19 protein-coding genes are annotated in these 22,810 nt (G+C 62.4%); 11 read left to right on the top strand and 8 right to left on the bottom strand.

The genetic code is table 11. From position 1 onward, the window contains the following. Positions 1-2 precede the first annotated feature (2 nt). Together cofE and fgd are read right to left on the bottom strand one after the other, a co-directional pair. On the bottom strand, positions 3-815 hold the full coding sequence (gene cofE / locus GGR20_RS08195; protein ID WP_183310763.1) for a coenzyme F420-0:L-glutamate ligase: 813 nt from the start codon (positions 813-815) through the stop codon (positions 3-5). Beyond that, positions 812-1,813 (bottom strand): glucose-6-phosphate dehydrogenase (coenzyme-F420), encoded by a 1,002-nt coding sequence (gene fgd / locus GGR20_RS08190; protein ID WP_183310762.1) that lies wholly within the window; start codon positions 1,811-1,813, stop codon positions 812-814. The genes cofE and fgd overlap by 4 nt, the downstream gene beginning before the upstream one ends. Positions 1,814-1,979: 166 nt before the next feature. On the opposite strand from fgd, the gene GGR20_RS08185 reads away from it, so the two are divergent. From GGR20_RS08185 to GGR20_RS08165, 5 genes are all read left to right on the top strand, one after another. After that, positions 1,980-2,930 (top strand): nucleoside hydrolase, encoded by a 951-nt coding sequence (locus tag GGR20_RS08185; RefSeq protein ID WP_183310761.1) that lies wholly within the window; start codon positions 1,980-1,982, stop codon positions 2,928-2,930. A gap of 92 nt (positions 2,931-3,022) precedes the next feature. Continuing rightward, entirely contained in the window at positions 3,023-3,457 is a 435-nt protein-coding gene (locus GGR20_RS08180) for a hypothetical protein (protein WP_183310760.1), read from the top strand. A gap of 86 nt (positions 3,458-3,543) precedes the next feature. Next, positions 3,544-4,515 carry an acetylxylan esterase gene (locus tag GGR20_RS08175; protein WP_183310759.1) on the top strand — a complete coding sequence of 324 codons (972 nt, stop codon included), beginning with the start codon at positions 3,544-3,546 and terminating at the stop codon, positions 4,513-4,515. Between the two features lie 98 nt (positions 4,516-4,613). Then, positions 4,614-5,105 carry a YciE/YciF ferroxidase family protein gene (locus tag GGR20_RS08170; protein ID WP_183310758.1) on the top strand — a complete coding sequence of 164 codons (492 nt, stop codon included), beginning with the start codon at positions 4,614-4,616 and terminating at the stop codon, positions 5,103-5,105. Positions 5,106-5,128: 23 nt separating this feature from the next. Continuing rightward, a complete protein-coding gene (locus tag GGR20_RS08165; RefSeq protein ID WP_183310757.1) occupies positions 5,129-5,350 on the top strand; it encodes a DUF2934 domain-containing protein in 222 nt (73 codons plus the stop codon). Between the two features lie 76 nt (positions 5,351-5,426). Here GGR20_RS08165 and efp read toward each other — a convergent pair whose 3' ends face one another. Further along, a complete protein-coding gene (efp, locus tag GGR20_RS08160; protein ID WP_183310756.1) occupies positions 5,427-5,996 on the bottom strand; it encodes an elongation factor P in 570 nt (189 codons plus the stop codon). Positions 5,997-6,127: 131 nt separating this feature from the next. Here efp and epmA point away from each other — a divergent pair, with 131 nt between their 5' ends. Together epmA and GGR20_RS08150 are read left to right on the top strand one after the other, a co-directional pair. Beyond that, on the top strand, positions 6,128-7,177 hold the full coding sequence (epmA, locus tag GGR20_RS08155) for an EF-P lysine aminoacylase EpmA (protein WP_183310755.1): 1,050 nt from the start codon (positions 6,128-6,130) through the stop codon (positions 7,175-7,177). Beyond that, a complete protein-coding gene (locus GGR20_RS08150; protein WP_183310754.1) occupies positions 7,174-8,211 on the top strand; it encodes a lysine-2,3-aminomutase-like protein in 1,038 nt (345 codons plus the stop codon). The genes epmA and GGR20_RS08150 overlap by 4 nt, the downstream gene beginning before the upstream one ends. Positions 8,212-8,250: 39 nt before the next feature. Here GGR20_RS08150 and fabV read toward each other — a convergent pair whose 3' ends face one another. The 4 genes from fabV to GGR20_RS08130 all read right to left on the bottom strand — a co-directional run bounded on the left by fabV (position 8,251) and on the right by GGR20_RS08130 (position 12,898). Next, positions 8,251-9,420, bottom strand: coding sequence for an enoyl-ACP reductase FabV (gene fabV / locus GGR20_RS08145; protein ID WP_183310753.1), 1,170 nt, complete (start codon positions 9,418-9,420; stop codon positions 8,251-8,253). A gap of 122 nt (positions 9,421-9,542) precedes the next feature. Further along, on the bottom strand, positions 9,543-10,190 hold the full coding sequence (locus GGR20_RS08140; protein ID WP_183310752.1) for a glutathione S-transferase family protein: 648 nt from the start codon (positions 10,188-10,190) through the stop codon (positions 9,543-9,545). A 3-nt stretch (positions 10,191-10,193) separates the two neighbouring features. After that, a complete protein-coding gene (locus tag GGR20_RS08135) occupies positions 10,194-11,903 on the bottom strand; it encodes a Rieske 2Fe-2S domain-containing protein (protein ID WP_183310751.1) in 1,710 nt (569 codons plus the stop codon). 98 nt (positions 11,904-12,001) lie between these two features. Continuing rightward, a complete protein-coding gene (locus tag GGR20_RS08130; RefSeq protein ID WP_183310750.1) occupies positions 12,002-12,898 on the bottom strand; it encodes an aromatic ring-hydroxylating oxygenase subunit alpha in 897 nt (298 codons plus the stop codon). A gap of 213 nt (positions 12,899-13,111) precedes the next feature. Here GGR20_RS08130 and GGR20_RS08125 point away from each other — a divergent pair, with 213 nt between their 5' ends. Next, the gene (locus GGR20_RS08125; protein WP_253560197.1) at positions 13,112-14,143 is read left to right on the top strand and encodes an Ldh family oxidoreductase; all 1,032 of its coding nucleotides are present in this window, start codon (positions 13,112-13,114) and stop codon (positions 14,141-14,143) included. A 1-nt stretch (position 14,144) separates the two neighbouring features. On the opposite strand, the gene GGR20_RS08120 is transcribed toward GGR20_RS08125, so the two are convergent. Beyond that, on the bottom strand, positions 14,145-14,921 hold the full coding sequence (locus GGR20_RS08120) for an SDR family NAD(P)-dependent oxidoreductase (protein ID WP_183310749.1): 777 nt from the start codon (positions 14,919-14,921) through the stop codon (positions 14,145-14,147). Between the two features lie 158 nt (positions 14,922-15,079). Between GGR20_RS08120 and GGR20_RS08115 the strand changes: the two genes are divergently transcribed. The 3 genes from GGR20_RS08115 to GGR20_RS08105 all read left to right on the top strand — a co-directional run bounded on the left by GGR20_RS08115 (position 15,080) and on the right by GGR20_RS08105 (position 22,807). Continuing rightward, entirely contained in the window at positions 15,080-16,252 is a 1,173-nt protein-coding gene (locus GGR20_RS08115) for an efflux RND transporter periplasmic adaptor subunit (protein ID WP_183310748.1), read from the top strand. 337 nt (positions 16,253-16,589) lie between these two features. Next, the gene (locus tag GGR20_RS08110; protein ID WP_246349491.1) at positions 16,590-18,470 is read left to right on the top strand and encodes an autotransporter assembly complex protein TamA; all 1,881 of its coding nucleotides are present in this window, start codon (positions 16,590-16,592) and stop codon (positions 18,468-18,470) included. Next, positions 18,470-22,807 (top strand): translocation/assembly module TamB domain-containing protein, encoded by a 4,338-nt coding sequence (locus GGR20_RS08105; protein WP_183310747.1) that lies wholly within the window; start codon positions 18,470-18,472, stop codon positions 22,805-22,807. The genes GGR20_RS08110 and GGR20_RS08105 overlap by 1 nt, the downstream gene beginning before the upstream one ends. The last annotated feature ends 3 nt before the right edge of the window (positions 22,808-22,810 follow it).

Below are 22,810 nucleotides of genomic sequence, written 5' to 3'. Positions count from 1 at the left end.
GGTCAGTCCTGCTTCTGCTTTTTGCGTGAGTTCATTTCCGCCATGGCCGCTTCATAGCCAAGGCGATATGCCTCTGCAGACCCGAAGCGGAACATGTCGTCATCACCCGTGCGGCTCAGGGTACGGGCGCCGGGCGCGTCGAGATCGGTAACGTAACGGTCCAGTCCGCGCACCACGGCAACGGGAATTCCGGTCGTCTTGCCCTTGACCAGATCGGCGGCGCCGGCGATCTCGTCGACAATGACCGCCTGGGTGACATGCAGCGGCCGCCCATTGGCATCATTGGCACCGCGCAGATCGTCTGTCAGTTGCACACCGGCGGCGCCGATGGCCATGTCGGTCTGGCCAATACGCCAGGCGCGGCCAATGGTGTCGGTGACGATGATGCCGATGTCCACGCCGAGCCTCTCGCGCAAGCCCGTGCAGAGAGCGCGGGCCGACGCGTCCGGATCGGCGGGGAGGCGCAGGGCAGTGCCTTCGGGGACATTGGACATGTCGATGCCGGCGGCGGCCATGACCAGGCCCTGTCGGGTTTCGACAATGCGGAACGTGCCACCGGGATGTACGCGCTCGGCCACCACGCGCACCGTGTCCGCGGCAATCGCCTGTTCGCGTTCGGCCGCGGGCACCTGCATGCCTTCAGCCTTGGAGACGATCTTTGAGGTGACGACGAGGATATCGCCCGATTGCAGTGCCAAATCCGGGTCGGCGTTGGACTGTGTCGTGATCGCCTCGGCGATCAGCGCAACGAGGTCATCGTTAGGAGAGATTTCGGGGATGCCGGTGATGCCCCAGAGAGACAGGCGTGGGGTCATCCGACCAACTTTCGAAGCCTTGGCAGAATTTCTTTCGCATAGAGCCCGAGGAAGCGGCTCTGGTCGGTGCCCGGGGCGTGGAACACCAGATGGTCGAAGCCGTAGTCGATATAGGTCTTTATCTGCGCGACGTGCTCATCGGGGTCGGAGGAAACGATCCAGCGCTTGGCGACACGTTCGATGGGGAGCGCGTCGGCCAGCCGCTCCATCTCTTCTGAATCCTTGACCGAATGCTTTTCTTCGGCGGAAAGCGACAGGGCGGCCCAGTTGCGGGTGTCCTCAAGGGCGCGTTGGGCGTCGGTGTCGAATGAGACCTTGACCTCGATCATGCGCTCGAATGGCTTGTCCTTGAGGACGCTTTGGGCCCGCCCGGCGGCAACATTGGGCAGGAGCTGGTCGACATAAAGTTCAGCACCCTTGCCGGAGGTGCAGATGAAGCCGTCGCCGGCGCGGCCGGCATATTTCGCGTTGAGCGGGCCGCCGGCGGCGATATAGATCGGCACCGGCTCAGCCGGCTTGTCATAGATGGTGGCATTGACGGTCTTGTAGTATTCGCCTTCGAAGCTCACCCGGTCCTCTGACCAGAGCTGACGGATCAGCCTAACCGCCTCGCGCAGCCGGGCCGAGCGCTCCTTGAGCTCGGGCCACACCATTCCGGTGGCGGGCACCTCGTTGAGCCCTTCGCCAGTGCCTACGCCAAGGATGACGCGGCCAGGAAACATGGCGCCCATTGTGCCAAAGGCATGGGCGACCACGCTGGGATGCAGACGAAAGGTTGGGGTGAGGACGGAGGTGCCCAGCGTGATTTTTTCGGTACGGGCCAGCACGGCGGACATCCAGCCCGGCGCAAAGGGGGCGTGCCCATCGGTGTGTTTCCAGGGCTGGAAATGGTCGGAGACGAAGACGGAGTCAAAACCGGCCTGCTCGGCCTCTATCGAAAAACGAAGCAGGTCGTTGGGTCCAAACTGTTCGGCTGAAGCCTTGTACCCAAAACGCATGGTCGTTCCTCCCGCCTGCGACAATCGATTTTTGATCGTTTGGTCAAAAACTATCGATAGTCAACCCGCTTCATGTTAGAGCACGGTCGATACATAAGAATAACAAGGGATATAGCCTATCCCGAATTCCGGATCCAAAGGGGCCGGCACGAAAGCGAACGAGACGATGAAAGTTATTTTTGATACCGATCCCGGCATCGACGATGCCATGGCGCTGCTTTACCTGAGCAAGCTGCCGGAGATCGACCTGCTGGGCATCACCACTGTGGTTGGCAATGCCGACCTGGCCACAACCACACGTAACGCCCTGTTTCTCAAGGAGCGGTTCGGGTTGTCTGCGCCGGTGGTGCAGGGGGCAGGCAAGACGCTCGATGGGGTCGAAAAGGCCGAGCCGGTGATCGTTCATGGCGTCAACGGGCTGGGCGAGATTGAAATTCCGCCGGTGGACGAAAACGGGTTGGCGTCCGGTGAAGCCAGCCAGTTCATCATCGATATGCTCAAAGCCCATCCGGGCGAAATCAGCATCATCGCAGTCGGCCGCATGACCAATCTGGCCCTGGCGCTGCGCGCCGAGCCCGAGGTGGCCAAGCTGGCCAAGCAGGTGGTCATCATGGGCGGCGCATTTGGCTATCAGGGCCGGAGCGGCAATATCACGCCGGCGGCGGAAGCCAATATTCATGGCGATCCGGTCGCCGCAGACGAGATTTTTGCGGCGGACTGGCCCGTTGTGGTGGTTGGGCTCGACGTGACCCACGACATTATTCTGGACACCGCCTATCTTGAGTCCTTGTCACGCGAGGTGGGCGAGAACGGCACCCTCCTGGCCCAGATGTGCGAGCACTATGCCCGCTTCTACAAGGAAATGATGGGACTTTCCGGCGTGGTCGGACATGACCTCCTGGCGGTGACCTATGCCCTTCATCCGGAGTGGTTCGAAACCCGCCGGGGGCCGGTTCTCGTGGTGCGTGAAGGGGTGGCGGTTGGCCAGACGATTCAGATGCCTGAATCTCGTAAGGGTGGGCATCCGGATTGGGCAAATCGGCCAGTTCAGACCGTCTGCACAGGCGTCGATGCCGGAAAAGTCCTTAGGCATTATCGCGAAACGGTTGGGCGGTAGAGTCTGTCATCGATAACAGTCTGACCAACGGCAGATTGGCCATTGTCTCATGGTCAAAAAGTCATAGTGTTTTCCCTGATGGGGGAATTCCGGTGGCCGATCGAGACCGTTCTGTAGGGTTTGCCGAGGGCATCCAGCGCGGCTTTGCGCTGGATGATGCTGTGTCATTCCGGCAGCTCATGCTGGAAACTTATAACCGGCGCTGTGCCGTGACCGGGAAGAGTTACGCAGCAGACGAAGCCGACGAACATCTTGAGGTGTTCCTGTTTCAACCCCTGGAACATGGTGGCCGTATGGCCCCGGACAATGCCGTTGTTGTGGACACAGTAGTGGCTGGACTGCTGAGCAAGGGCCATCTGCTGATTAGCGACGCCTATTGCGCCTATACTTCACATCCTGAAATCGTCTCCGAGCCGGTGGAAGCAAGTGATGCGCATGGGCGCAATATGGTGTTGCCCGATAACATATCGCTCTGGCCGCAGCGGGCCATGGTCGGCTATCACCGCAGCCTGTTCCGAGCACAATAAGGACTGCGTATCGACCTCTGAGGACTGGATAGTTCGGCGCATAGGGGGCAGATTGCCGGGGTTATCTTCAGCCTCTTGGAAACATCATGCCCTTTCCCGACCTCGTCCATCCAGCCCTTGATCTTTACGAAAGCGCAGTGGATCTGCCGGGCGATTTCGCCGCGTTCTGGGGCTCGACGCTGACAGAGGCGCGGCAGGCTGGCGGGGCCGTGGAGATCGCACCGGCTCAGACCACGCTCAAGCTGATCGAGGTGTTCGACGTCACTTTTCCCGGTTTTGGCGGGCATCCGGTCAAGGGGTGGCTGGTGTTGCCGAAACAACGCGAAGGCCGGCTTCCGCTGCTGGCACAATATGTCGGCTATGGCGGAGGACGAGGCTTTCCGCATGAGCTCTTGCATTGGGCGGCATCGGGCTTTGCCTATTTCCGCATGGACACACGCGGGCAGGGTTCGGGCTGGAGCACTGGCGCGACGCCGGACCCGATCGGGTCGACCAGCCAGATCCCCGGGGTCATGACCAAGGGAATCCTCAATCGGGATGACTATTATTACCGCCGGTTGTTTACCGATGGCGTGCGCGCCATCGATGCGTTGATCGGGCAGGACTTTGTTGATCCCGACCGCGTCGCGGTCTGCGGTGGTTCGCAGGGCGGCGGCATTGCGCTGGCGGTGGCAGGGATCGACGCCAGGGTCAAGGCGGTGATGCCTGATGTTCCGTTTCTCTGCGATTTCCCCAGGGCCGTACGCGTGGCCGGGCGCGACCCCTATGGTGAGATCGTGAGATTCCTGGCGCAACATCGGGACAAGAAGGACGATGTATTCGAAACGCTGCGGTATTTCGACGGTGTCAATTTCGCACGGCAGAGCCGGGCGGCGGCGCTGTTTTCCGTGGCACTGATGGACGATATCTGCCCGCCCTCAACCGTCTATGGGGCGTTCAAGGCCTTTTCGGGCACAGACAAGACCATTGTCGACTATGAATTCAACAACCACGAGGGCGGTGGGCCGTTCCAGGACCGCCAGCAGATGACGTGGTTGTCCGAGCGCTTCGGGGTGTAGCGCAATTCAGATGTGATCGGGCGGTGCCGGAACTTCGGTTCAGCGCCATCGTTCCAGAGCCAGCGTCATCATTCCAATCCGAACCGGAGCTGAAGACAATGGCTGAGAAGCAACTGGACGATCTTTTCCTCGATACTCTCAAGGACATCTATTACGCCGAGCGGCAAATTCTGAAGGCTCTGCCGAAAATGGCCAAGGCGGCCACCTCGGAAGACCTCAAGGCGGGTTTTGAACAGCACAAGTCCGAAACGGAAGTGCATGTCGAGCGCCTCGAAAAGGTGTTCGAGCTGCTTGGTAAGTCGCCGCGCGGCAAGACCTGTGACGCCATTCTCGGCATTATCGAGGAGGCCAAGGAGATCATGGACGAGTTCAAGGGCACTCAGGCGCTCGACGCTGGTCTGGTTTCGGCGGCGCAGGCTGTTGAGCACTACGAAATCGCCCGTTATGGCACTTTGGCCACCTGGGCAAAGCAGCTCGGCCACACCGAAGCGCTGGACCTGTTCCTTGAAACCCTGAAGGAAGAAGAAGCCACCGACGAGAAGTTGACCAAGCTGGCCAAATCGGCGGTCAACCTCAAGGCTGCCGCCTGATCCGCTGCAACGGGGGGCGGTTCATGCACAAGAATTCTGCCATCGCCGAGCAGCTCAGACAGACTGCCTACTTCATGTGGGAGCAGGATGGTCGGCCCGAGGGTCAGGCAATGGCCTATTGGCTCCGTGCCAAGGAAGCGCTTGTGCGGCAGTTTGCCTATGATCGGTGGCTTGCCGGCGGCGCTCCGCCGGACCAGGCGGAATTGTTCTGGACCGAAGCCGAGCGTGATCTGGACGAGAACTGAAAACGGGTCCGCAAGGACCCGTTTCGTATTTGCGCAGCAGCGTTGCTCTCCGGGGTCAGAAAGTCGACGCCGGCGATCAGTCCTTGGCGCGTTCGACGTAGGAATTGTCTTCGGTGAGGATGACGATGCGGGTGCCGGTGCCGATATGGGGCGGGACCATGACGCGCAGGCCGTTGCTGAGGACGGCGGGCTTGTAGGAGGAGGAGGCGGTCTGCCCCTTTACCACAGGCTCGGTCTCGACGATCTCGAAAGTCAGGCGCTGGGGCAGTTCCATGGACAGCGCGATGCCCTCATGGGTCATTAGATGCACCTTCATGCCATCGGTGAGATAGGCCTTCTGGTCGCCGATCACGTCGTCGGAGACGGTGATCTGCTCATAAGTCTGGGGCTCCATGAAATGGTGGCCCTCGCCATCGGAATAAAGATAGTCGTATTCGCGATCGTCCACGTCGGCCTTTTCGACCATCTCCACGGTACGCCAACGGCCAACGACCTTCACGCCGTCAGTGATGCGGCGCATGTTCACGTTGGTGATCGAATTACCCTTGCCGGGGTGGACGTTTTCCGCCGTCAGCACGACGTGCAGATTGCCGTCCTGCTCGACGACATTGCCTTTGCGTAGCGACGAGGCGATGACCTTGACCATATTTCTTCCTTGTTCGTATCGATGGCGCGGGCTAGAGGCAGGGCCATCCGGGCGCCGGAATATGTCTATGTGGTGCGCCCGATACAGTATTCCGCGCCCTTTCGCCAGACCGGACGGCAAGAAACCCATCAATGACGGCATCCCAGACATCGCCCTGGTGGCACCCCGACCGCCATGCCGACCGGCGGCCGGCGCTGCTGGCGCGGGCGCGGATCGAGGCCCGCCTGCGTGGCTGGCTGGCCGAGCGAGACTTCCTGATTGTCGATCCGCCAGGACTGCAGCGCTCGCCTGGCAATGAGGCGCATCTGCACGCCTTTGGTACGCAGATGATCGGCAATGACGGGGTGGGGCAGGGCATGTACCTACATACCTCGCCCGAATTCACCATGAAGAAGCTGCTGGCCGCCGGGGAGAGCCGGATTGCGAGCCTGCAGCACGTCTGGCGCAACCGTGAGCGCAGTGCGCTGCACCATCCCGAATTCACCATGCTCGAATGGTATCGGGCGGGCGCGCCCTACGAGGCTGTCATCGCCGATACGCTGGCTATTATCCGGCTGGCGGCAGAGGTGACGGGGATCGCGCGCTTCGCATTTCGCGATCGTGTCTGCGATCCGCTTGCCGAAGCGGAGCGGATCAGCGTGGCCGAGGCGTTCGAGCACTTTGCGGGCATCGACCTGTTGGCGACCATGGATGACGACGGCGAGCCCGATGATGCGGCGCTGGCCGAGCAATTGGTGCGAGTGGGTATGGCGCTGCCCGAGGATCGACGCTGGAGCTATCTGTTTACGCATGTGCTGGTGGAGAAAGTCGAGCCGGAACTGGGCAATGGGCGCGTGACTGTGCTGGATCGGTACCCGACCTGCGAGGCAGCGCTGGCCCGGCGGGTGCCGAGTGACCGTCGCGTGTCTGAGCGTTTCGAGGTCTATGCGGCCGGGGTCGAACTGGCCAATGGCTTTGGCGAATTGACGGACGCTGCCGAGCAGAGGGTGCGGTTCGAGGCGGAAATGGCGGAAAAGCAGCGCCTTTATGGAGAACGCTATCCAATTGACGAGGATTTTCTAGCTGCGCTCGATTTCATGCCCGAGGCCAGCGGGGTTGCTCTCGGGTTCGACCGGTTGGTGATGCTGGCCACCGGTGCGCAGCGGATCGAGGCGGTGCTGTGGGCGCCGGTGGCGGAATGAGGGTTTCATCGCTCAAATCCGTTGCGGATCTGCAGGCCGATGGGCTTGTTGCCCCGGACGCCGCGCTCGACAAGGTCGCCGAAAAATACGTTATTGGCATTACGCCGGCAGTGCTGGAGCTGATCGATCGAGGTGATCCCGATGACCCGATTGCCCGGCAGTTCGTGCCTACGGCCGATGAATTGAACACGACGCCAGACGAGCGGGCTGATCCGATCGGCGATCTGGCCCATTCGCCGGTGGACGGGATCGTGCATCGCTATCCCGACCGGGTCTTGCTCAAGGCGGTGCATGTGTGCCCGGTATATTGCCGGTTCTGTTTCCGGCGGGAAATGGTGGGGCCACAGGGGCTGGGCACGCTGAGTGCGCCGGCGCTGGATGCCGCCATCGACTATATCGATAACCATCGCGAAATCTGGGAGGTGATCCTGACCGGCGGTGATCCGCTGGTGCTGTCGCCGCGCCGGTTGCGTGACCTGATGGAGCGGCTGGCGGGTATCGAGCACGTCAAAGTTGTCCGCTTTCATACGCGGGTGCCGGTGGTTGAGCCGGAGCGGATCAACGAGGCGATGGTGGCCGCGCTGACAGCGAGCGGCAAGACGACCTATCTCGCCGTGCATGCCAATCACCCGCGCGAACTGACCGATGCGGCGAAAGCTGGTTTCGATCTGATGCTGGCAGGTGGCATCGCGCTGATCAGCCAGAGCGTGCTGCTCAAGGGTGTCAATGATGATGTCGAGACATTGGCGGCGCTGATGCGCGGTTTCGTCGAAAACCGTATCCGGCCCTATTACCTGCATCATCCGGACTTGGCGCCGGGTACGGGGCATTTCCGTGTCGGGATCGAGGAAGGACAGCGTCTGGTGCAGGCGCTGCGCGGGCGGATTTCGGGGCTGTGCCAGCCGGTCTATGTGCTTGATATCCCGGGTGGGTACGGCAAGGCAGATATCGGCGCAGCGTCGATCACGGGAGCGGATGGGTGCTTTACCGTGCGGGACTGGCAGGGTGGGGAGCACAAATACCCGCCGACCTGATTTAGGTGGGGCGCCGCGGCGCCCCAATTAGTTTGTCGGTCAGTCCACCACGCGCGGATCGACATCTTTCGAATAGTCGACGCCGCCCACTGAAAAGCCGAACAGGCGCATGAATTCTTCGCGGTACTTCGGCAGGTCGGCGAGATCGGCGAGGTTTTCGGTGTTGAGCACGGCCCAGCGCTTCTTCAATTCGGCCTGCATGGCGTCGGACAGCTCCCAGTCGTCGACGCGGACGCGGTTGTCGTCGTCGAGCACTATGGTGCCCTGCAGCTTGTCGCGGAACAGACGATCGATCTGCTGGATCGGGCCTTCGCCCAGGCCCATTTCGTCTTCGACCTTGATGAGCAGCGTGCCATAGAGCGGTACCACCGGAATGGCCGAGCTGGCCTGGGTGACGACCGCCTTGAGCGCGACGACATGGGCGGCATTGTCGCCATGGGTGGCACGGATGGCGGCGGCAGCCCGGTCGAGGTCGCCCTTGGCCTTACCCAGCGTGCCCTTGTGGTAGATCGGCCAGGTCAGCTCGCTGCCGAGATAGGTGTAGTTGAGCGAGACGAAATTGTCGGCCAGCACGCCCGCCTCGGACAGGGCGGCAATCCAGAGCTCCCAGTCCTCGCCGCCCATCACCTTGACGGTGGCGGCGGCTTCTTCTTCGGTGGCGGGCTCGACGGTGACCTCGGAGACCTCGCCAGTGCCGGTGTTAAGGGTCTTGGAGGTGACCTGGCTGCCATAGGGCTTGATGGCGGAGCGGTAGGTGACGCCGTCCTTGGGGTCGGTGCGGACTGGAGAGGCCAGCGAATAGACGATCAGGTCGACCTGGCCCAGCGTCTCCCTGATGGCCTCGATGGTCTGCGCCTTGACTGCATCAGAAAAGGCGTCTCCCTCGATGGTCACGGCCTTGCTGCCGGCGGCACGGGCGCGGTTTTCGAAGGCCCGGTTATTGTACCAGCCGGCCGAGGCAGGCTTGGTCTCGCCTGGCTCGCGTTCGAAGGAAACACCGACGGTGTCCGCGCCAGAGCCAAAGGTGGTGACGATGCGCGAGGCGAGGCCATAGCCGGTGGAGCAGCCAAGCACCAGAACGCGCTTGCGCTCGGACGGGATGGGGCCCTTGATCACGACATGATCGATCTGACGCTGCACATTGGTGGCGCAGCCTGTGGGATGGGCGGTGGTGCAAATGAAGCCGCGGATCTTGGGTTCGATGATCATGGGATTTTCTCCTCAGTTTGACCAAGGCAATAGCGGGAATGGCGGCGCAGGGCTAGGGGCGGGTTCGGAGTACCCCCCAACCAACTCTCCCGATAGGGGGAGGGGTGGCTCGAATTTTGAACTCAATCCGCCTTCGCCGGGCCGGCGGGAAAAATGCCGGACATGACGGTGAAGCCGGGAACGCGGCGCACCCTGTCGGTCCAGCGCCGCAGCGCGGGGTAGTCCTGGCGGGAAATGCCGCCTTCTTCACTGAGCATCACATAGGGGAAGCACGCGATGTCGGCCGTGGTCGGATGGGCTGGCGAGCAGAGCCAGTCGCGGCCGGACTTTTCACCGAACCAGAGATGCTCGTCGATCAGCCGGAAAATGCGATGCGCGCCCTTCTGGCACTTCTCGATATCGAAATCATAGTCATAACCCAACGCCAATCGAGCCGCTGAACTGGTCGAGGTGATGTCGTCGGCAACGGCATGCCAGCGCAGGATTTCGGCAGTGACGGCGGGATCGTTCGGAAACCATTGGCCGGAGGCGTCATACTTCCTGGCCAGGTAAGCGAGGATGGCACCGGAGTCCGAAAGCACAAGATCGTCGTCCTTTAGCACGGGCAACTGCCCGAAGGGATTGAGCCGCAGGAACCAGTCGGACTTGTGCTCGCGGCCGGGGAAGAAATCGACCGGCACAATCTCATAGGGGAGCCCAAGGATGTTCATCAGCAGGCGCAGCTTGTAGCAATTGCCGGAGAGCTCGAAGTCGTAAAGGGTAATGGCCATGGGTCAGATATCCAGCACCAGGCGCGCGGATTTGGCCCGGCTTACACAGGTCATCATGCAGCTATTCGAAGCCTTCTCGCTCTTGTTGAGATAGACGTCCTGATGGTCGACCTCACCTTCCATGACGGTGGTGAGGCAGGTGCCGCAGGCGCCCTGTTCGCAGGAGGATGGGACGGTCAGGCCAGCCTCGCGCATCACCTCGAGAATTGTCTTGCCGGCGGGGACATGCAGGGACATGGCCGAGCGGGCCAGCTCGATATCGAAGGCGGATGACGCGTCGATCGCCCTGTCGTTCTGAAAATATTCGAAATGCACCGCCTCGTCGGGCCAGCCCAGCCCGGCGGCGGTTTCCTGCACCATTTCGAGCATGGCGCCGGGCCCGCAGATATAAACATGATTGGCGAGCTGGTGCGGCCCCAGCACTTGATTGATAGTGCCCTGAATGGCGTCGCGAGCAAGGCCGGTATGGATATGTACTGCCCCATGCAGCACATTCAGTTCGCTCTTGAAGGCGACGCTCTCCCCGGTGCGGGTGAAGTAGTGCAGCTCGTAGGGCAGGTTCGATTTGTCGAGAAAGCGCGCCATGGAAAGCAGCGGGGTGATGCCGATGCCGCCGGCCACAAGCACGGCGCGGGTGGCGTCGCGCCGCAGCGGGAAATTGTTGCGCGGCTCGGAAATAGCAAGCACATCGCCCTCGCGCACGGTTTCAACCAGCACTTTGGAGCCGCCTTTTGAAGCGCTCTCCTGCTTGACGCCGATGACATAGCTCAACAGGTCGCCGGGCCCATTGGTGATGGAGTATTGCCGGACCAGGCCGTTGGGCAGATGCACATCGATATGGGCGCCGGGCTGGAAGGTGGGCAGATGGTTGCCGTCGCGGTCAGCCAATTCGAAACCGATGACACCGTCGGCGCTCTGCCATTTTCGCTTAACCACCACATTGAGCGTATTACCGCGCGGCACGGCAATGTCGGGCATGGTGGCAAGGTCTGTCGAGACCTTTTCGAAGGTGGGTTGCAGCGGTTCGGGCGCAGGCTTTCTGGCGGCAGCGCGTTCGAGACGGTCGCGCAAATTGGTCAGATGCTCGTTGTAGTGCCGCAGGGTCGCCATCTCATCGGCATGGGTCTTGGGCAGGAGGCCGCGAACGACGGCACGACCAGCGTCGACGGGCTGGACGAGGTAGACCACGTCGCCGAGGCGAACCGTCAGGCCGGGCAACAGGTCGGCCGGCTGATCGTCGGGGGCCAGACGGGCGAGGGCCGCCACGACATCCTCAGGTGCTGCATTGACCGGCATGGGCCGCAGCGGGAACCATTCGTGACCCTCGGCGCCGGGGAAGGGGGCAAAGGGTTTGTCGTCATTGGCCGCCGACCAGATCAGGCCGAACGCTTCCCTGACCGGATATTTGCGGTTCTCGATGCGGCGGGCCGGGGCATCGGCGGGGTGCGCGGGAATATAGGTGCAGCCAGCGGATTGGTTGGCATAGCGCCAGCCATGATACTGGCATTTGAGCTCCTGGCCTTCATTGATGCCGATGGAGAGCCGCACCCCGCGATGCAGACACCGGTTCTCCCAGACATTCACATTGCCATCATCAGCCCGCCAGACGGCGAGTTCGCGGCCGAGCAGCTGGCCCTGATAGACATGGCGGAAGGGTAGATCCTCACTCGAGGCGATAGGATACCAATTGGGGTCGGAAAGGCTCAGGGGCATGTAAATTGTCCGTCAAGGCCGGCAGTCGCGCCACGACTGCAGATTTTGTGGACTGGTTGCCGGGGGCCCTTGGCGTACGAGGCGGCAACCTGAAGCGATCAGTTCGCTTGAGGGATCACGCCATAGGTGATGCCCTTCTGGCTCAACCAGCGGCGATAGGCGATGGCGCTCTTGTCGGCGCGGATCGGGGTTTCGGCGCGCGGGTCGAGCGGCAGTTTCTTGGGGAACTGGTTTTCCAGTATCGGCTTGTCCTGGCCAAAAATCGTCTGCTGGAACCGTCGCAGGTCGGTGATGGTCGAAGTCGAATCAATCATCGATTGCAAGAGATGGGCGCGGCAGCGTTCCTCGGTCATGGGCTGGAGAAAGATGCCGATCACGTCGCGGCGGCTCTCATCCTCGGGGCAGGACTTGTAGAGCACCGAGCAGAAGGGGTGCGGCACGCGATAGACATATTCCACTTCCATGGCTTCCGTGGCCGATTTGGCCGCGCGGGGCTGCATGAAGCGACATCTGGTGGCCAGCACTTCGTCGCGCTCCTCGGAGACCTCGACGTCGTATTCCTTGACCTCGGTGTGCGGTTCGGAGCCCAGAATATCGGTGTGGACGTAGGGGAAGTGGCCCATATCGAGAAAATTCTCGACCGCGCGTGGCGCGGAGACATGAATGCCAATGGAGCCGCAACTCATGTTGACCCGGTCGGGTTCGGCGAATTCGGGAATGGGGAAGAGGTCGTCGTTCGGGGTGCCGAGACAGGTCCAGGTATAGCCATAGGCCGTGCGGACGGGCAGGCGTTCGAGGACGGTATCAGCGTCGATCTCGTCGCCCTGCTCCTCATCGCCACGCAGCCAGACGACCGGTTCGCCGTCAACGCTGCGGGTCAGCGCCAGACGCGTTTCTAGCAGCAGCGTGGTCTCGACAAGACCAATGGGCAATTCGCTGGTGGCGGCGACGACGTGCCAGAGATTGCGGGTGATCGGATCAGGGGCGTTTGGCATGGGCAGTCTCTACTGTGTCGGCCAAGCATAACCCGGTGTACGGTGAGTGCCAGCACAAAGTTGGGCATGGGCCGTACGCCTGGGGCATGATGGTGGACACTGAACACGCCAAGACCGCATGGTGCGCTTGTCGCTGTGCGTGCGCGGTCGAAAGCCTTGACGGCTGTGACCTCGTCCTTCGACATGCTGAGGAATGAATGAGGATGATACGTCGTGGAAAGTGAAGCGCCCCGTTTTGCCGAATCCCTGCTGGTCGAGCGCGTCGAGACGCGGCTGGCCGAGGCGGGCGCGAGTGTTGCGTCGCGAACGGCGGCAACGAGGGCGATGCTGCATGCTTCGCTGGTGGGCGTCGACAGTCATGGCGTGCGCCTGACCGGGCACTATTGCCGGATGCTGGGCGGTGGGCGGCTCAGCAAGGATCCGCAGCTTGGCGTAGACAAGCGCGGCGCTGGCAGCGCCATGGTGGATGGCGATGACGGGTTGGGCCATTACGCGGCTTACAAGGCCGTCGAGGTTGGCATGGAACTGGCGCGGGAGGCCGGCGTCGGGGCGGTGGGGATAAGGAACTCCTCGCATCTGGGCGCTGCGGGGGCTTACGCGCTGGCAGGCGCTGAGCAAGGCTTCATTGCCTTTGCCACTACCAATACCGATTCCATGGTGGCGCTATTCGATGGCGCGCAGAAATTTCACGGCACCAATCCGCTGGCCTTTGCGGCGCCGGTGCCAGGGAGCAGGCCATGGCTCCTCGACATGGCGACAAGCTCCATTCCGCTCAACCGGGTGTTGCTGCATCGCTCGCTCGACAAGGCATTGCCGTCAGGCGTGGCCGCGACCCCGGATGGCGAAATGACCACAGATCCTCATGAAGCCGACATGCTGCTGCCGCTGGGAGGCACGGATTACGGCTATAAGGGTGCCGCGTTGGCCGGGGTCGCGACGCTGTTTTCGGCGCTGCTCACCGGCACCACGCTCGATCCCGATTTCATTCCAATGTATGGCGGTGATGATATTTCGACCCCACGGAATATGGGGCATTTCGTGCTGGTGATCGACCCGGACAAGTTCGCCGGCCGGGCCGCCTTCGGGGCGGCGATCACCACCTATCTGACGGCGTTGCGCGGCTCTCCGGTGCGCGCGGGCGGGCGGGTGATGGCGCCGGGCGACCGGGAATGGGAAGAGTTGGACCGACGGCGCGCCCATGGCATCCCCGTCGATCCCGATACGGTGCGATATCTGGGGCTATAGCCTATTGCTCGCGATAGATGTCGAAGGCGCCAATTGCCTGAGTAGTGGCCATGAGCTGGATCTTGTTGACGTTGACATGTTCGGGCAGCGAGGTGGCCCAGAAGATGGACTCGGCGATGTCCTCGGCGGTCATGGCCTTGGTGTTGGCGTAGACGTTGCCCGCCTTATCCTCGTCGCCCTTGAACCGGACCACGGAGAATTCGGTCTCCGTCAGGCCTGGTTCGATATCGGTGACGCGGACATTCTTGCCCTGCAAATCGGAGCGGATGGCGAGGGCGAAATGCTTCACGAAGGCCTTGGAAGCGGCATAGACCGACCCGCCGGGATAGGCGAATTCGCCTGCCACAGATCCAAGGGTCACCACATGGCCTCCGCCGCGGGCAATGAGGCCGGGCAATAGCAGGCGGACAGTATAGACCAGACCCTTGATGTTGGTGTCGATCATGGTCTCCCAATCATTCAGATCCGTCTCGGCGGCCGGTTGCAGGCCGAGCGCCAGCCCAGCATTGGCCAGCACGATATTGATCTGGTCGAAGGGGGCGGGAATGGCGGCGATGGCTGCCTCCATGGCGGCGCGGTCGCGCACATCGAGCGGTATGATGTGGCAGTTATCATGGCCAAGCTCGTCGCGCAGGGCCAGCAGCCGATCCTCGCGGCGACCGGTTGCGATCACCTTGCCGCCCGCAGCGACGTAGCGCCGGGCGGCGGCGGCGCCGAAACCAGAGGTGGCACCGGTGATGAAGACAACAAAGCGGCTGGGATCGAGCAGCGAATACATGATGGGTCCTGAGGGGAGGTGGTCAACAGTTCGCCTTAAGGGTGGACTGGCCTACCGCCGCCGTCAACATTTCCAAAGTTTAATGCGTCTTACCCCGAGCTAACGTGAATCTGCCGCCCTTTGGGCGTATGGGAAGCTGATACTGAATTTTTTGAGCCATGAAGCGCTTTATCAATTTCCTGCTTGTTCTGGTCGTGTTGGGCTGCGGCGCTGCGGCGGGCTGGTGGTATTTCCTGGCCCCGACACAGGCGAGTACGACGCCCGATACCGTGACGGTCGGACGTGGAGACATTGAAACCACAGTGTTGGCCTCGGGCGTGCTGGAGGCCAGTGCGCTGGTCAGCGTGGGCGCGGAGGTGTCGGGCAGCATCAAGGCGGTGCATGTAAGCCTGGGCGACAATGTATCCCGTGGCGATCTAATTGCCGAAATCGATAGCCTCAATCAGGAGAACGCGGTCAAGTCGGCGGAAGCGGCTCTTGCAGGCATTCAAGCGCAACGGCGCAATCAGGAGGCGGCACTTGCCAAGGCGGAGGCCGCGCTGACCCGGCAGCAGCAATTGAGCGCCAATAGCCTGGTCTCTCAATCCGATCTGGAAACGGCTCAAGCCGCCGTCGAGCAGGCCAAGGCGCAAATCGACCAGCTCGACGCGCAGATTTCCCAGGCGGAACTGACGGTGGAGTCCGCCGAACTCGATCTTGCGCGTACCCAGATCGTGGCGCCAGCCGACGGGACGGTGGTGGCGCTGCTGGTCGAGGAGGGGCAGACGCTCAATGCCAATTCGGCCACGCCGACTATCGCCAAGATCGCCAATCTGGACACCATGGTGATCAAGGCCGAGATCTCGGAAGCCGATGTCGTCAAGGTGAGCGCCGGCCAGAAGGTCTATTTCACCATTCTGGGCGAGCCGGATCAGCGCATCGAGGCGACGTTACGCGAGATCGAGCCGGCGCCGACTACCATCGCCGACGACACGTCAAGCTCCGGCAGCGCGGTCTATTATAATGGGCTGTTCGAGGTTCCCAATCCAGATCATCGCCTGCGCATTTCGATGACGGCATCGGTGACCATCGTTCTGGCCGAGGCTCGCAACGTGCTTACGTTGCCGTCGAGCCTGGTTGCCCGGCAAGGCCCGCAGGGCGAGACCGTGGTGATGGTGTACGACCCGGCCAATGAAGAAGTCCGCCCGGCTCGCATCGAGGTGGGGCTCAACAACAATATCCATGCCGAGATCGTTTCCGGGCTCGAGGAGGGTGACCAGGTTGTCAATGGCACGGGCACCCCACCGAATCCATCGTGCTGGCCATCGTCTCGGCCAGTGTCATCGGGGTGATCTTCGGCTTCATGCCGGCCCGATCAGCGGCGCGGCTTGATCCGGTCGAGGCGCTGGCACGGGAGTAGGTCGGCTAAGGCTCGAAACGTTGCAGATGAGCCACGCCCGGCCACCCAAAATCCAACAAATTCAATGCAAAGGCTGTTCGCTGCGCCTTGGTGGCCCTAAACTCGCCACGAAATCTTCGCCTTCTGGGCGGGAGCAAGAGGGGGCGGGGAAGGATTAACGCAATCTTTTCGTCCATGCGGCAATCTTGGTTTCAGCCCAGTTTGGTTGAAGCGTAAAAGGGCGGGATAGACCACTGCAAAACGCGCGTCTGGTAACGAGTTTTGGCGCTTTGTGCATCGCGCTGGCCCTGTCGGCTGCGGCGGCGATGCCGGCTGTCGGTTTTGAGCTGTTTGGTATCAAGTTCTTCGAAGACCAATCCGAGATCGACGCCGACGCGGTGATCGTCGATCCCCAGCCCTATTTCGTGACCTTCACCTCAAGCGAAGGTGGCGGCGTGGAAACGGCGCTGCGTAATGCCTCCTCCTTGCTGGCCGATGAAGCTGAGCCGGCCTCAGGCGCGGCCGGGTTGATCGCCAAGGCGCGGGGTGACTATCGGCGCTTGCTGGCAGCGCTTTATGGCGAGGGATATTATGGCGGTGCGGTGAGCATCCGCATCGGGGGGCGCGAAGCGTCCAGATTAGCGCCCGATACGCGGCTGCCGGACCCGGTCGATGTAGCCATCGCGGTGACGGCCGGGCCGCTATTCCGATTTGGCGACGTGGTGATCGCCAACCAGGCCCCGCCGACGCTGGACCCCTATGACCAGGTCGACCTGCCGGCGCTACGCGGCTTCGGCGTGGGCGAGGTGGCCCGCTCTGCAGTTATTCTCCGGGCCGAGCAACTGGCGCTCGAGGCCTGGCGGCAGCAAGGCTATGCCAAGGCCGAGATCGTGTCGCGCGACGTGGTGGCCGACCATGCCACCAACACGGTGGCTGCAACGATTACCGTCAATCCGGGCAGGCTCGCTGCCTTCGGCCCGGTGCGAGTCACTGGCACGACGCGGATGAATCCTGAGTTTGTGGCGCAGCAAACGGGTCTGGCCGTGGGGCAGGAATATGACCCCGACGATCTTGAGCGCGCCCAAAAGCGCCTCGACCGGCTCGACGTGTTTCGCGCGGCGCGGCTGGAAGCGGCCGAAAGCATCGGCAGCGATGGCCTGCTGCCCTATGACCTGATCGTGGAGGAACTGCCGGGGCGGCGGTTCGGCGTGGGCGCGACGTTCTCGACAGTCGATGGGCTGGGGCTCGAGGGCTACCATCTCTGGCGCAATCTGTTCGGGCAGGCCGAGCGGCTGCGTCTCGATGCCCGCGTGGCCAGCATTGCCTGGCCGCTCGATACTGCCCAGTTCGATTATTTCATTGGCGGCACCTTCACCAAGCCGGGCTTTTATCACCCCGATGTCGATCTGGTGGCCACGGTGTCGGCAGAGCGCACGATCTACCCCAAGTATACCGAGACCTCAGCGGGCGGAAGAGTTGGGCTGAGCTGGTTCTTCTCCGATGAGCTGACCTTCGAGGGCGGCGCCAGTTTTGAAATTGCCCGGTTTGACGACAGTTTCGGTACGCGCGATTTCCAGACGGCGGGGCTTTATGCCGGCCTGGTCTATGATGGCCGCGACAGCAGCGTCGATCCGACCGAGGGCTGGTATGCCTCGGCCAATATCGAGCCCTTTTTCGATCTTCTAGGTGGCACGCCAGGCGGCCGTCTTGTGGTGGAAGGGCGCACCTATTTCGGCTTCGGTGAGAATGATCCCTTCGTGCTGGCCGGGCGGCTCAAGGCTGGTGCCGTGGTCGGTCCGGCGCTGGTCGATATTCCGCCCGACAAGCTGTTCTTTGCCGGCGGCGGCGGCTCGGTGCGCGGCTATGGTTTCAAGTCCATTGGTGTCGATGACGGCATGGGGAATATCACCGGCGGCCGTTATCTGCTCGAGGGCTCGCTCGAAGCACGGGCCAGGGTGACCGACGATATTGGTGTGGTCGGTTTTGTCGATGGCGGCTACGTGGCGGCTGACACTTTCCCGGGTCTTGATGACCTGCGGATCGGGGCAGGGCTTGGGGTGCGCTATTACACCGGCCTTGGACCATTGCGTCTCGATGTGGCCGTGCCGCTCAACCGCAAAGCCGGTGATCCGGACTACGCGATCTATGCCGGTATCGGGCAGGCGTTCTGATGGCCAATCTTTCCGCACCCAACCGCCGCCGCCTGATGATCGCTGCGCTGCTGCTGGCTCCGGCCGCCGTGCCGGTGGCGCTGGTAGCGCAGGACATGAACAATGAGGAGCAGAAGGATTTCCTGACCGGTTTTGTCGAAGGTCAGCTTTCGACGCCGGAGCGGCAGATCCGCCTGTCCAATATCGACGGCATTCTCGGGTCGGACGTCTCGATCCGCGAGATCACCATTTCCGACGCGGAAGGGGTCTGGTTGCGCGTCAACAATGCCAGCCTCAACTGGAACCAGGCGGCGCTGTTCGGCGGGCGGCTTGAGGTCAACTCGTTGCGCGCCGAGTCCATCGACTATGTCCGCAATGCCATTCCGGTGGAAGGGGCGGTGGATTTGCCGCCGCCCGAGGCTGGGTCGTTGGAAATTCCAGAGTTCCCCGTCGCCATTCAGATCGGCGAACTGGCGGTGCCGAGTGTGACCTTCGGGGAGGGTGTGTTCGGGCTGGGGTCGGAAATTGCGCTCAATGGTTCGATGACGCTCGAAGGTGGCAATCTTGATGCAGTGCTCGATATTGAGCGGCTCGATGGGCCGGGCGGCACGCTTGATCTAGATGTCGCCTATCGGCGCGAGGGCGCCACTATCGATCTGGGCCTGTCGCTGGTGGAGCCGCCCAATGGGGTGCTGGTGAACCTGTTGAACATCCAGGACCGCCCGGCCATGACGCTGACACTGGATGGCGAGGGGCCAGTGGCCGATCTCACCACGCAGATGCAATTGTTGGCCAATGACCAGACCGCGTTGGCTGGTACGGCGACCATTGCGCAGCAGGCCGATGGGTTTGCCATAAACGCCAACCTGGGCGGGCCGCTTTCGACCCTGGTGGCGTTGCCTTATCGCGACTTCTTCGGTGCAGAGACCCGGCTGACGGCAAACGCGCTGGTCAAGAGCGCCGGTGGGGTCGACATCTCCAATCTGACGCTGAGTGGTGGGCAATTGGGGTTGACGGCTCGTGCGCAGACCACGGCGGATAATTTTGTCAGCCTGCTCGACCTGACCGCGACCATTGCCGATCCCGACGGGGACAAGGTGACCCTGCCGGTAGCCGGCAGCTCGACCCTGGTGCAGGGCGGGCAGGTGCGCGTGTCTTTCGGGACCGAGGGCAGTGACCAGTGGCAGGCGCGCATCGATGTCGAGGGATTGGAGACCGATGGCTTTGATGCGCAGACCTTCGGGTTGGGCATAGGCGGGGTGGCGCGCAATCTCGACGATCCGGCCAGCCGCATGGTGACTTTCAATGGCGATGGCACCCTGTCCGGAATTTCCGCCGATCCTGGCATCGAGGCGGCGCTGGGCAGTTCGGTCGGGCTGGGCATTGCCGGGCTGTGGAATGCGGGCGAACCGATCGAGTTGGCTGAATTTCGGGTGGTGGGCCAGGCCCTGACTGCGGCGATGGCCGGTGAGATCGACGGCACCGATTTCGACGGTCAGATCCGGCTATCCACCGACAGCATAGCGCCGTTTTCCGCATTGGCGGGGCGTTCCCTGTCCGGTGGCCTCGAGCTGACGGCGGACGGCCGGATTTTCCCGCTCACTGGCGGTTTCGACCTGGTGTTCGACGGGACCGGTACGGATTTGCGGGTCGACGATGCGGCGGCCGATGCGTTGCTCGCAGGGCGGGTCGATCTGTCTGGCCGGTTGGCGCGCACGGAGGCTGGCATCTCGGCCGATGACTTTTTGATTGCCAATAATCAGGTGCAATTCAGCGCCGATGGCGTCTACGCCAGTGACACCGCCGATTTCGACATCGCACTCGATTTAACCGATCTGGGACTGATTTCCGAGCAAGCCAGCGGCGCCCTGGCGGTGCGGGGATCGGCGCGGCTGACGGCGCCGGAAGAACCGCTAATGCTGGTGCTGGACGCGCAGGTGCCGAGCGGCACCCTGGGCGCGTATACCCTGCGCGATGCCAAGCTTGGCGTGGCGGCAACACTGCTCGAAGGTATGGTCGATGGCGACGTTACGGGCAACGCGATGCTCGATGGTCATCGCGCCACCCTGGAAACTCATTTCGAGACCGATGCAGAAATGCAGGCGCTGTCCGGCATTGTCTTCGAAATTGCCGGTACGCGGATTTCCGGCGATCTGAGGCGCATGGTCGATTCCGGCCTTTTCGATGGTCGGCTGAACGTTGCCGCCACTGATGTTTCCCTGGCGGCAGCACTACTGTTGGCCGATGCGTCGGGCGCGGTCGATGCCGCCGTCGAACTGACCCCGCAGAATGGCAAGCAAGGGGCCGGCGTAACGGCCAATGTCGCCGATTTGCGGATCGACGAAATTTCTGTCGGCCGGGCCGATATCGCGGCGGGTATCTCAGACCTGTTCGGGGTTCCGGTGGTCAACGGCACCGCGAGCGCAGACAATGTGGTTGCCGGCGGCGTTGTGGTCGATACGCTGAGTGCGCGCGCCACGCAATCCGGCGACACCACCAGCTTTGATGCGCAGGCGCGCCTCGCCACGGGCACCGATCTTGATCTTGTCGGAGCGCTGAGCCCGGTGGAGGGCGGATACCGCCTGGCGCTGGATCGCGCGAATCTGGAGCAGGGCAGCCTGGCGGCACGCCTTGCCAATCCGGCAGTGCTGATGGTGCAGGGCGAGAGCGTCGCGCTTGACGCTTTGCGCTTCAATGTCGGTTCGGGCAGCATCACGGCGACCGGCACGGCCGGGCAGGCGCTCGACATGGTGGTCGATATTGCCGATCTGCCGCTCTCGATCGCCAACGCCGTGGCGCCCGATCTGGGTCTGTCCGGCACGCTCAACGGGCGCGCGGTGGTGTCGGGCCAGGCCGACGATCCGCAGGTGTCGTTCGAGGCGCGCGGCGGGGGCATCGGTGCCAGAGCCATCGCGCCTTTCGGCATTGCGCCATTGACCTTCAGCACATCGGGCAGTTTTGCCGACGAGGTGGTGACACTCGACAGCTTCACTGCCAATGGCAGCGGTGGGCTGGCCGTAAGCGGATCGGGCCGGGTGCCACTGGCGGGCAATGGCGTTGCGGTGTCACTGACCGGCTCAGCTCCGTTGTCGCTTGCCAATCAGTTCGTCGCCAGCCGCGGAGCGCAGGTTTCCGGCACGGCGCAATTCGATGCGCGTGTCGGCGGAAGCCTTTCTAACCCGCAATTTTCCGGGAACGTTTCGACCAGCGGCGCCGAATATGTCGATCCCTCGCTCAATCTGCGTCTCACCGGCATTTCTGGGCGGGTGGCGCTGTCGGGGACCAATGCCAATATCGAAAGCCTCACGGCCAATCTTGCGACTGGAGGCAGCGTCGCTGCATCCGGTACAATCGGTCTGACAGGCGACTTGCCGGTCAATCTGGCCGTGCAGATCAATTCGGCCCGCTATGCCGATGGTGACCTGTTCGTCGCAACCTTGTCCGGCGGCCTCAACCTGACTGGTAATCTGTCCGGCGCACCGCTGCTGGCGGGTAATGTGTTCGTCGAGCAGGCCAACATTACCGTGCCTGAGGGCCTGGGTGGCGGTGCGCAATTGATCGATGTCGAGCACAGGCGCACCCCCGCCGATGTGCAGCGGACGCTGGATCGGGCCCGGATCAATGAACGCACGGGTGTCGCTGCAGGTAGCGGCGGACCACAATTGCAGCTCGACATCAATGTCAACGCACCGAACCAAATCTTCATTCGAGGCCGTGGCCTCGATGCCGAGGTCGGCGGGTCTGTTCGATTGACCGGCTCGATCAACAATATCCAGCCGGTCGGCGCCTTCGATCTCATCCGGGGGCGTCTGTCCATTCTGGGTCAGCGCGTCATCTTCGAAACCGGCACGGTGACCCTGGTGGGCGATCTCGACCCGCAGCTCAATTTCGTAGCGCGCGCCGAAGGTGATGGCATTACCGTGTTCGTGACCTTGTCGGGTCGCGCCTCGGCGCCCGATATCAGCTTCAGCTCCAATCCGACCCTGCCGCAGGACGAAGTTCTGAGCCGGCTGATTTTCAACCGCTCGATGGGCGAGCTTTCGCCAATCCAGCTAGCGCAGTTGGCGGCAGCGGCGGCTGAACTGGTCGGCGGCGGCGGGGGCGGCGGGCTGGTCGATAGCCTGCGTGGCGCTGCAGGCCTCGCCGATCTTGACGTGGTCACCGATGACGAGGGCAATGTCGGCGTAAGAGCCGGCACCTATATTCAGGATAATGTCTATCTCGGGGCTACGGTCGGCGCCAATGGGCAGTCGAAGGTGACAATCAATCTCGACGTCACCGAAGATTTGACCATCCAGGGTTCTGCCGGTCAGGATGGCAATTCCAGCGTTGGCGTGTTCTTCGAGAAAGACTACTGAGCC

This window comes from Devosia subaequoris, assembly GCF_014197055.1.
GTDB lineage: Bacteria > Pseudomonadota > Alphaproteobacteria > Rhizobiales > Devosiaceae > Devosia > Devosia subaequoris.
This window is presented reverse-complemented; position numbering and strand designations above follow the sequence as displayed.

Excerpts from the sequence above, each read along its gene's own strand:
- cofE (WP_183310763.1), bottom strand. The coding sequence starts at position 815 with ATGACCCCACGCCTGTCTCTCTGGGGCATCACCGGCATCCCCGAAATC.
- fgd (WP_183310762.1), bottom strand. The coding sequence starts at position 1,813 with ATGCGTTTTGGGTACAAGGCTTCAGCCGAACAGTTTGGACCCAACGAC.
- GGR20_RS08185 (WP_183310761.1), top strand. The coding sequence starts at position 1,980 with ATGAAAGTTATTTTTGATACCGATCCCGGCATCGACGATGCCATGGCG.
- GGR20_RS08175 (WP_183310759.1), top strand. The coding sequence starts at position 3,544 with ATGCCCTTTCCCGACCTCGTCCATCCAGCCCTTGATCTTTACGAAAGC.
- GGR20_RS08170 (WP_183310758.1), top strand. The coding sequence starts at position 4,614 with ATGGCTGAGAAGCAACTGGACGATCTTTTCCTCGATACTCTCAAGGAC.
- GGR20_RS08165 (WP_183310757.1), top strand. The coding sequence starts at position 5,129 with ATGCACAAGAATTCTGCCATCGCCGAGCAGCTCAGACAGACTGCCTAC.
- efp (WP_183310756.1), bottom strand. The coding sequence starts at position 5,996 with ATGGTCAAGGTCATCGCCTCGTCGCTACGCAAAGGCAATGTCGTCGAG.
- epmA (WP_183310755.1), top strand. The coding sequence starts at position 6,128 with ATGACGGCATCCCAGACATCGCCCTGGTGGCACCCCGACCGCCATGCC.
- GGR20_RS08150 (WP_183310754.1), top strand. The coding sequence starts at position 7,174 with ATGAGGGTTTCATCGCTCAAATCCGTTGCGGATCTGCAGGCCGATGGG.
- fabV (WP_183310753.1), bottom strand. The coding sequence starts at position 9,420 with ATGATCATCGAACCCAAGATCCGCGGCTTCATTTGCACCACCGCCCAT.
- GGR20_RS08140 (WP_183310752.1), bottom strand. The coding sequence starts at position 10,190 with ATGGCCATTACCCTTTACGACTTCGAGCTCTCCGGCAATTGCTACAAG.
- GGR20_RS08135 (WP_183310751.1), bottom strand. The coding sequence starts at position 11,903 with ATGCCCCTGAGCCTTTCCGACCCCAATTGGTATCCTATCGCCTCGAGT.
- GGR20_RS08130 (WP_183310750.1), bottom strand. The coding sequence starts at position 12,898 with ATGCCAAACGCCCCTGATCCGATCACCCGCAATCTCTGGCACGTCGTC.
- GGR20_RS08120 (WP_183310749.1), bottom strand. The coding sequence starts at position 14,921 with ATGTATTCGCTGCTCGATCCCAGCCGCTTTGTTGTCTTCATCACCGGT.
- GGR20_RS08115 (WP_183310748.1), top strand. The coding sequence starts at position 15,080 with ATGAAGCGCTTTATCAATTTCCTGCTTGTTCTGGTCGTGTTGGGCTGC.
- GGR20_RS08105 (WP_183310747.1), top strand. The coding sequence starts at position 18,470 with ATGGCCAATCTTTCCGCACCCAACCGCCGCCGCCTGATGATCGCTGCG.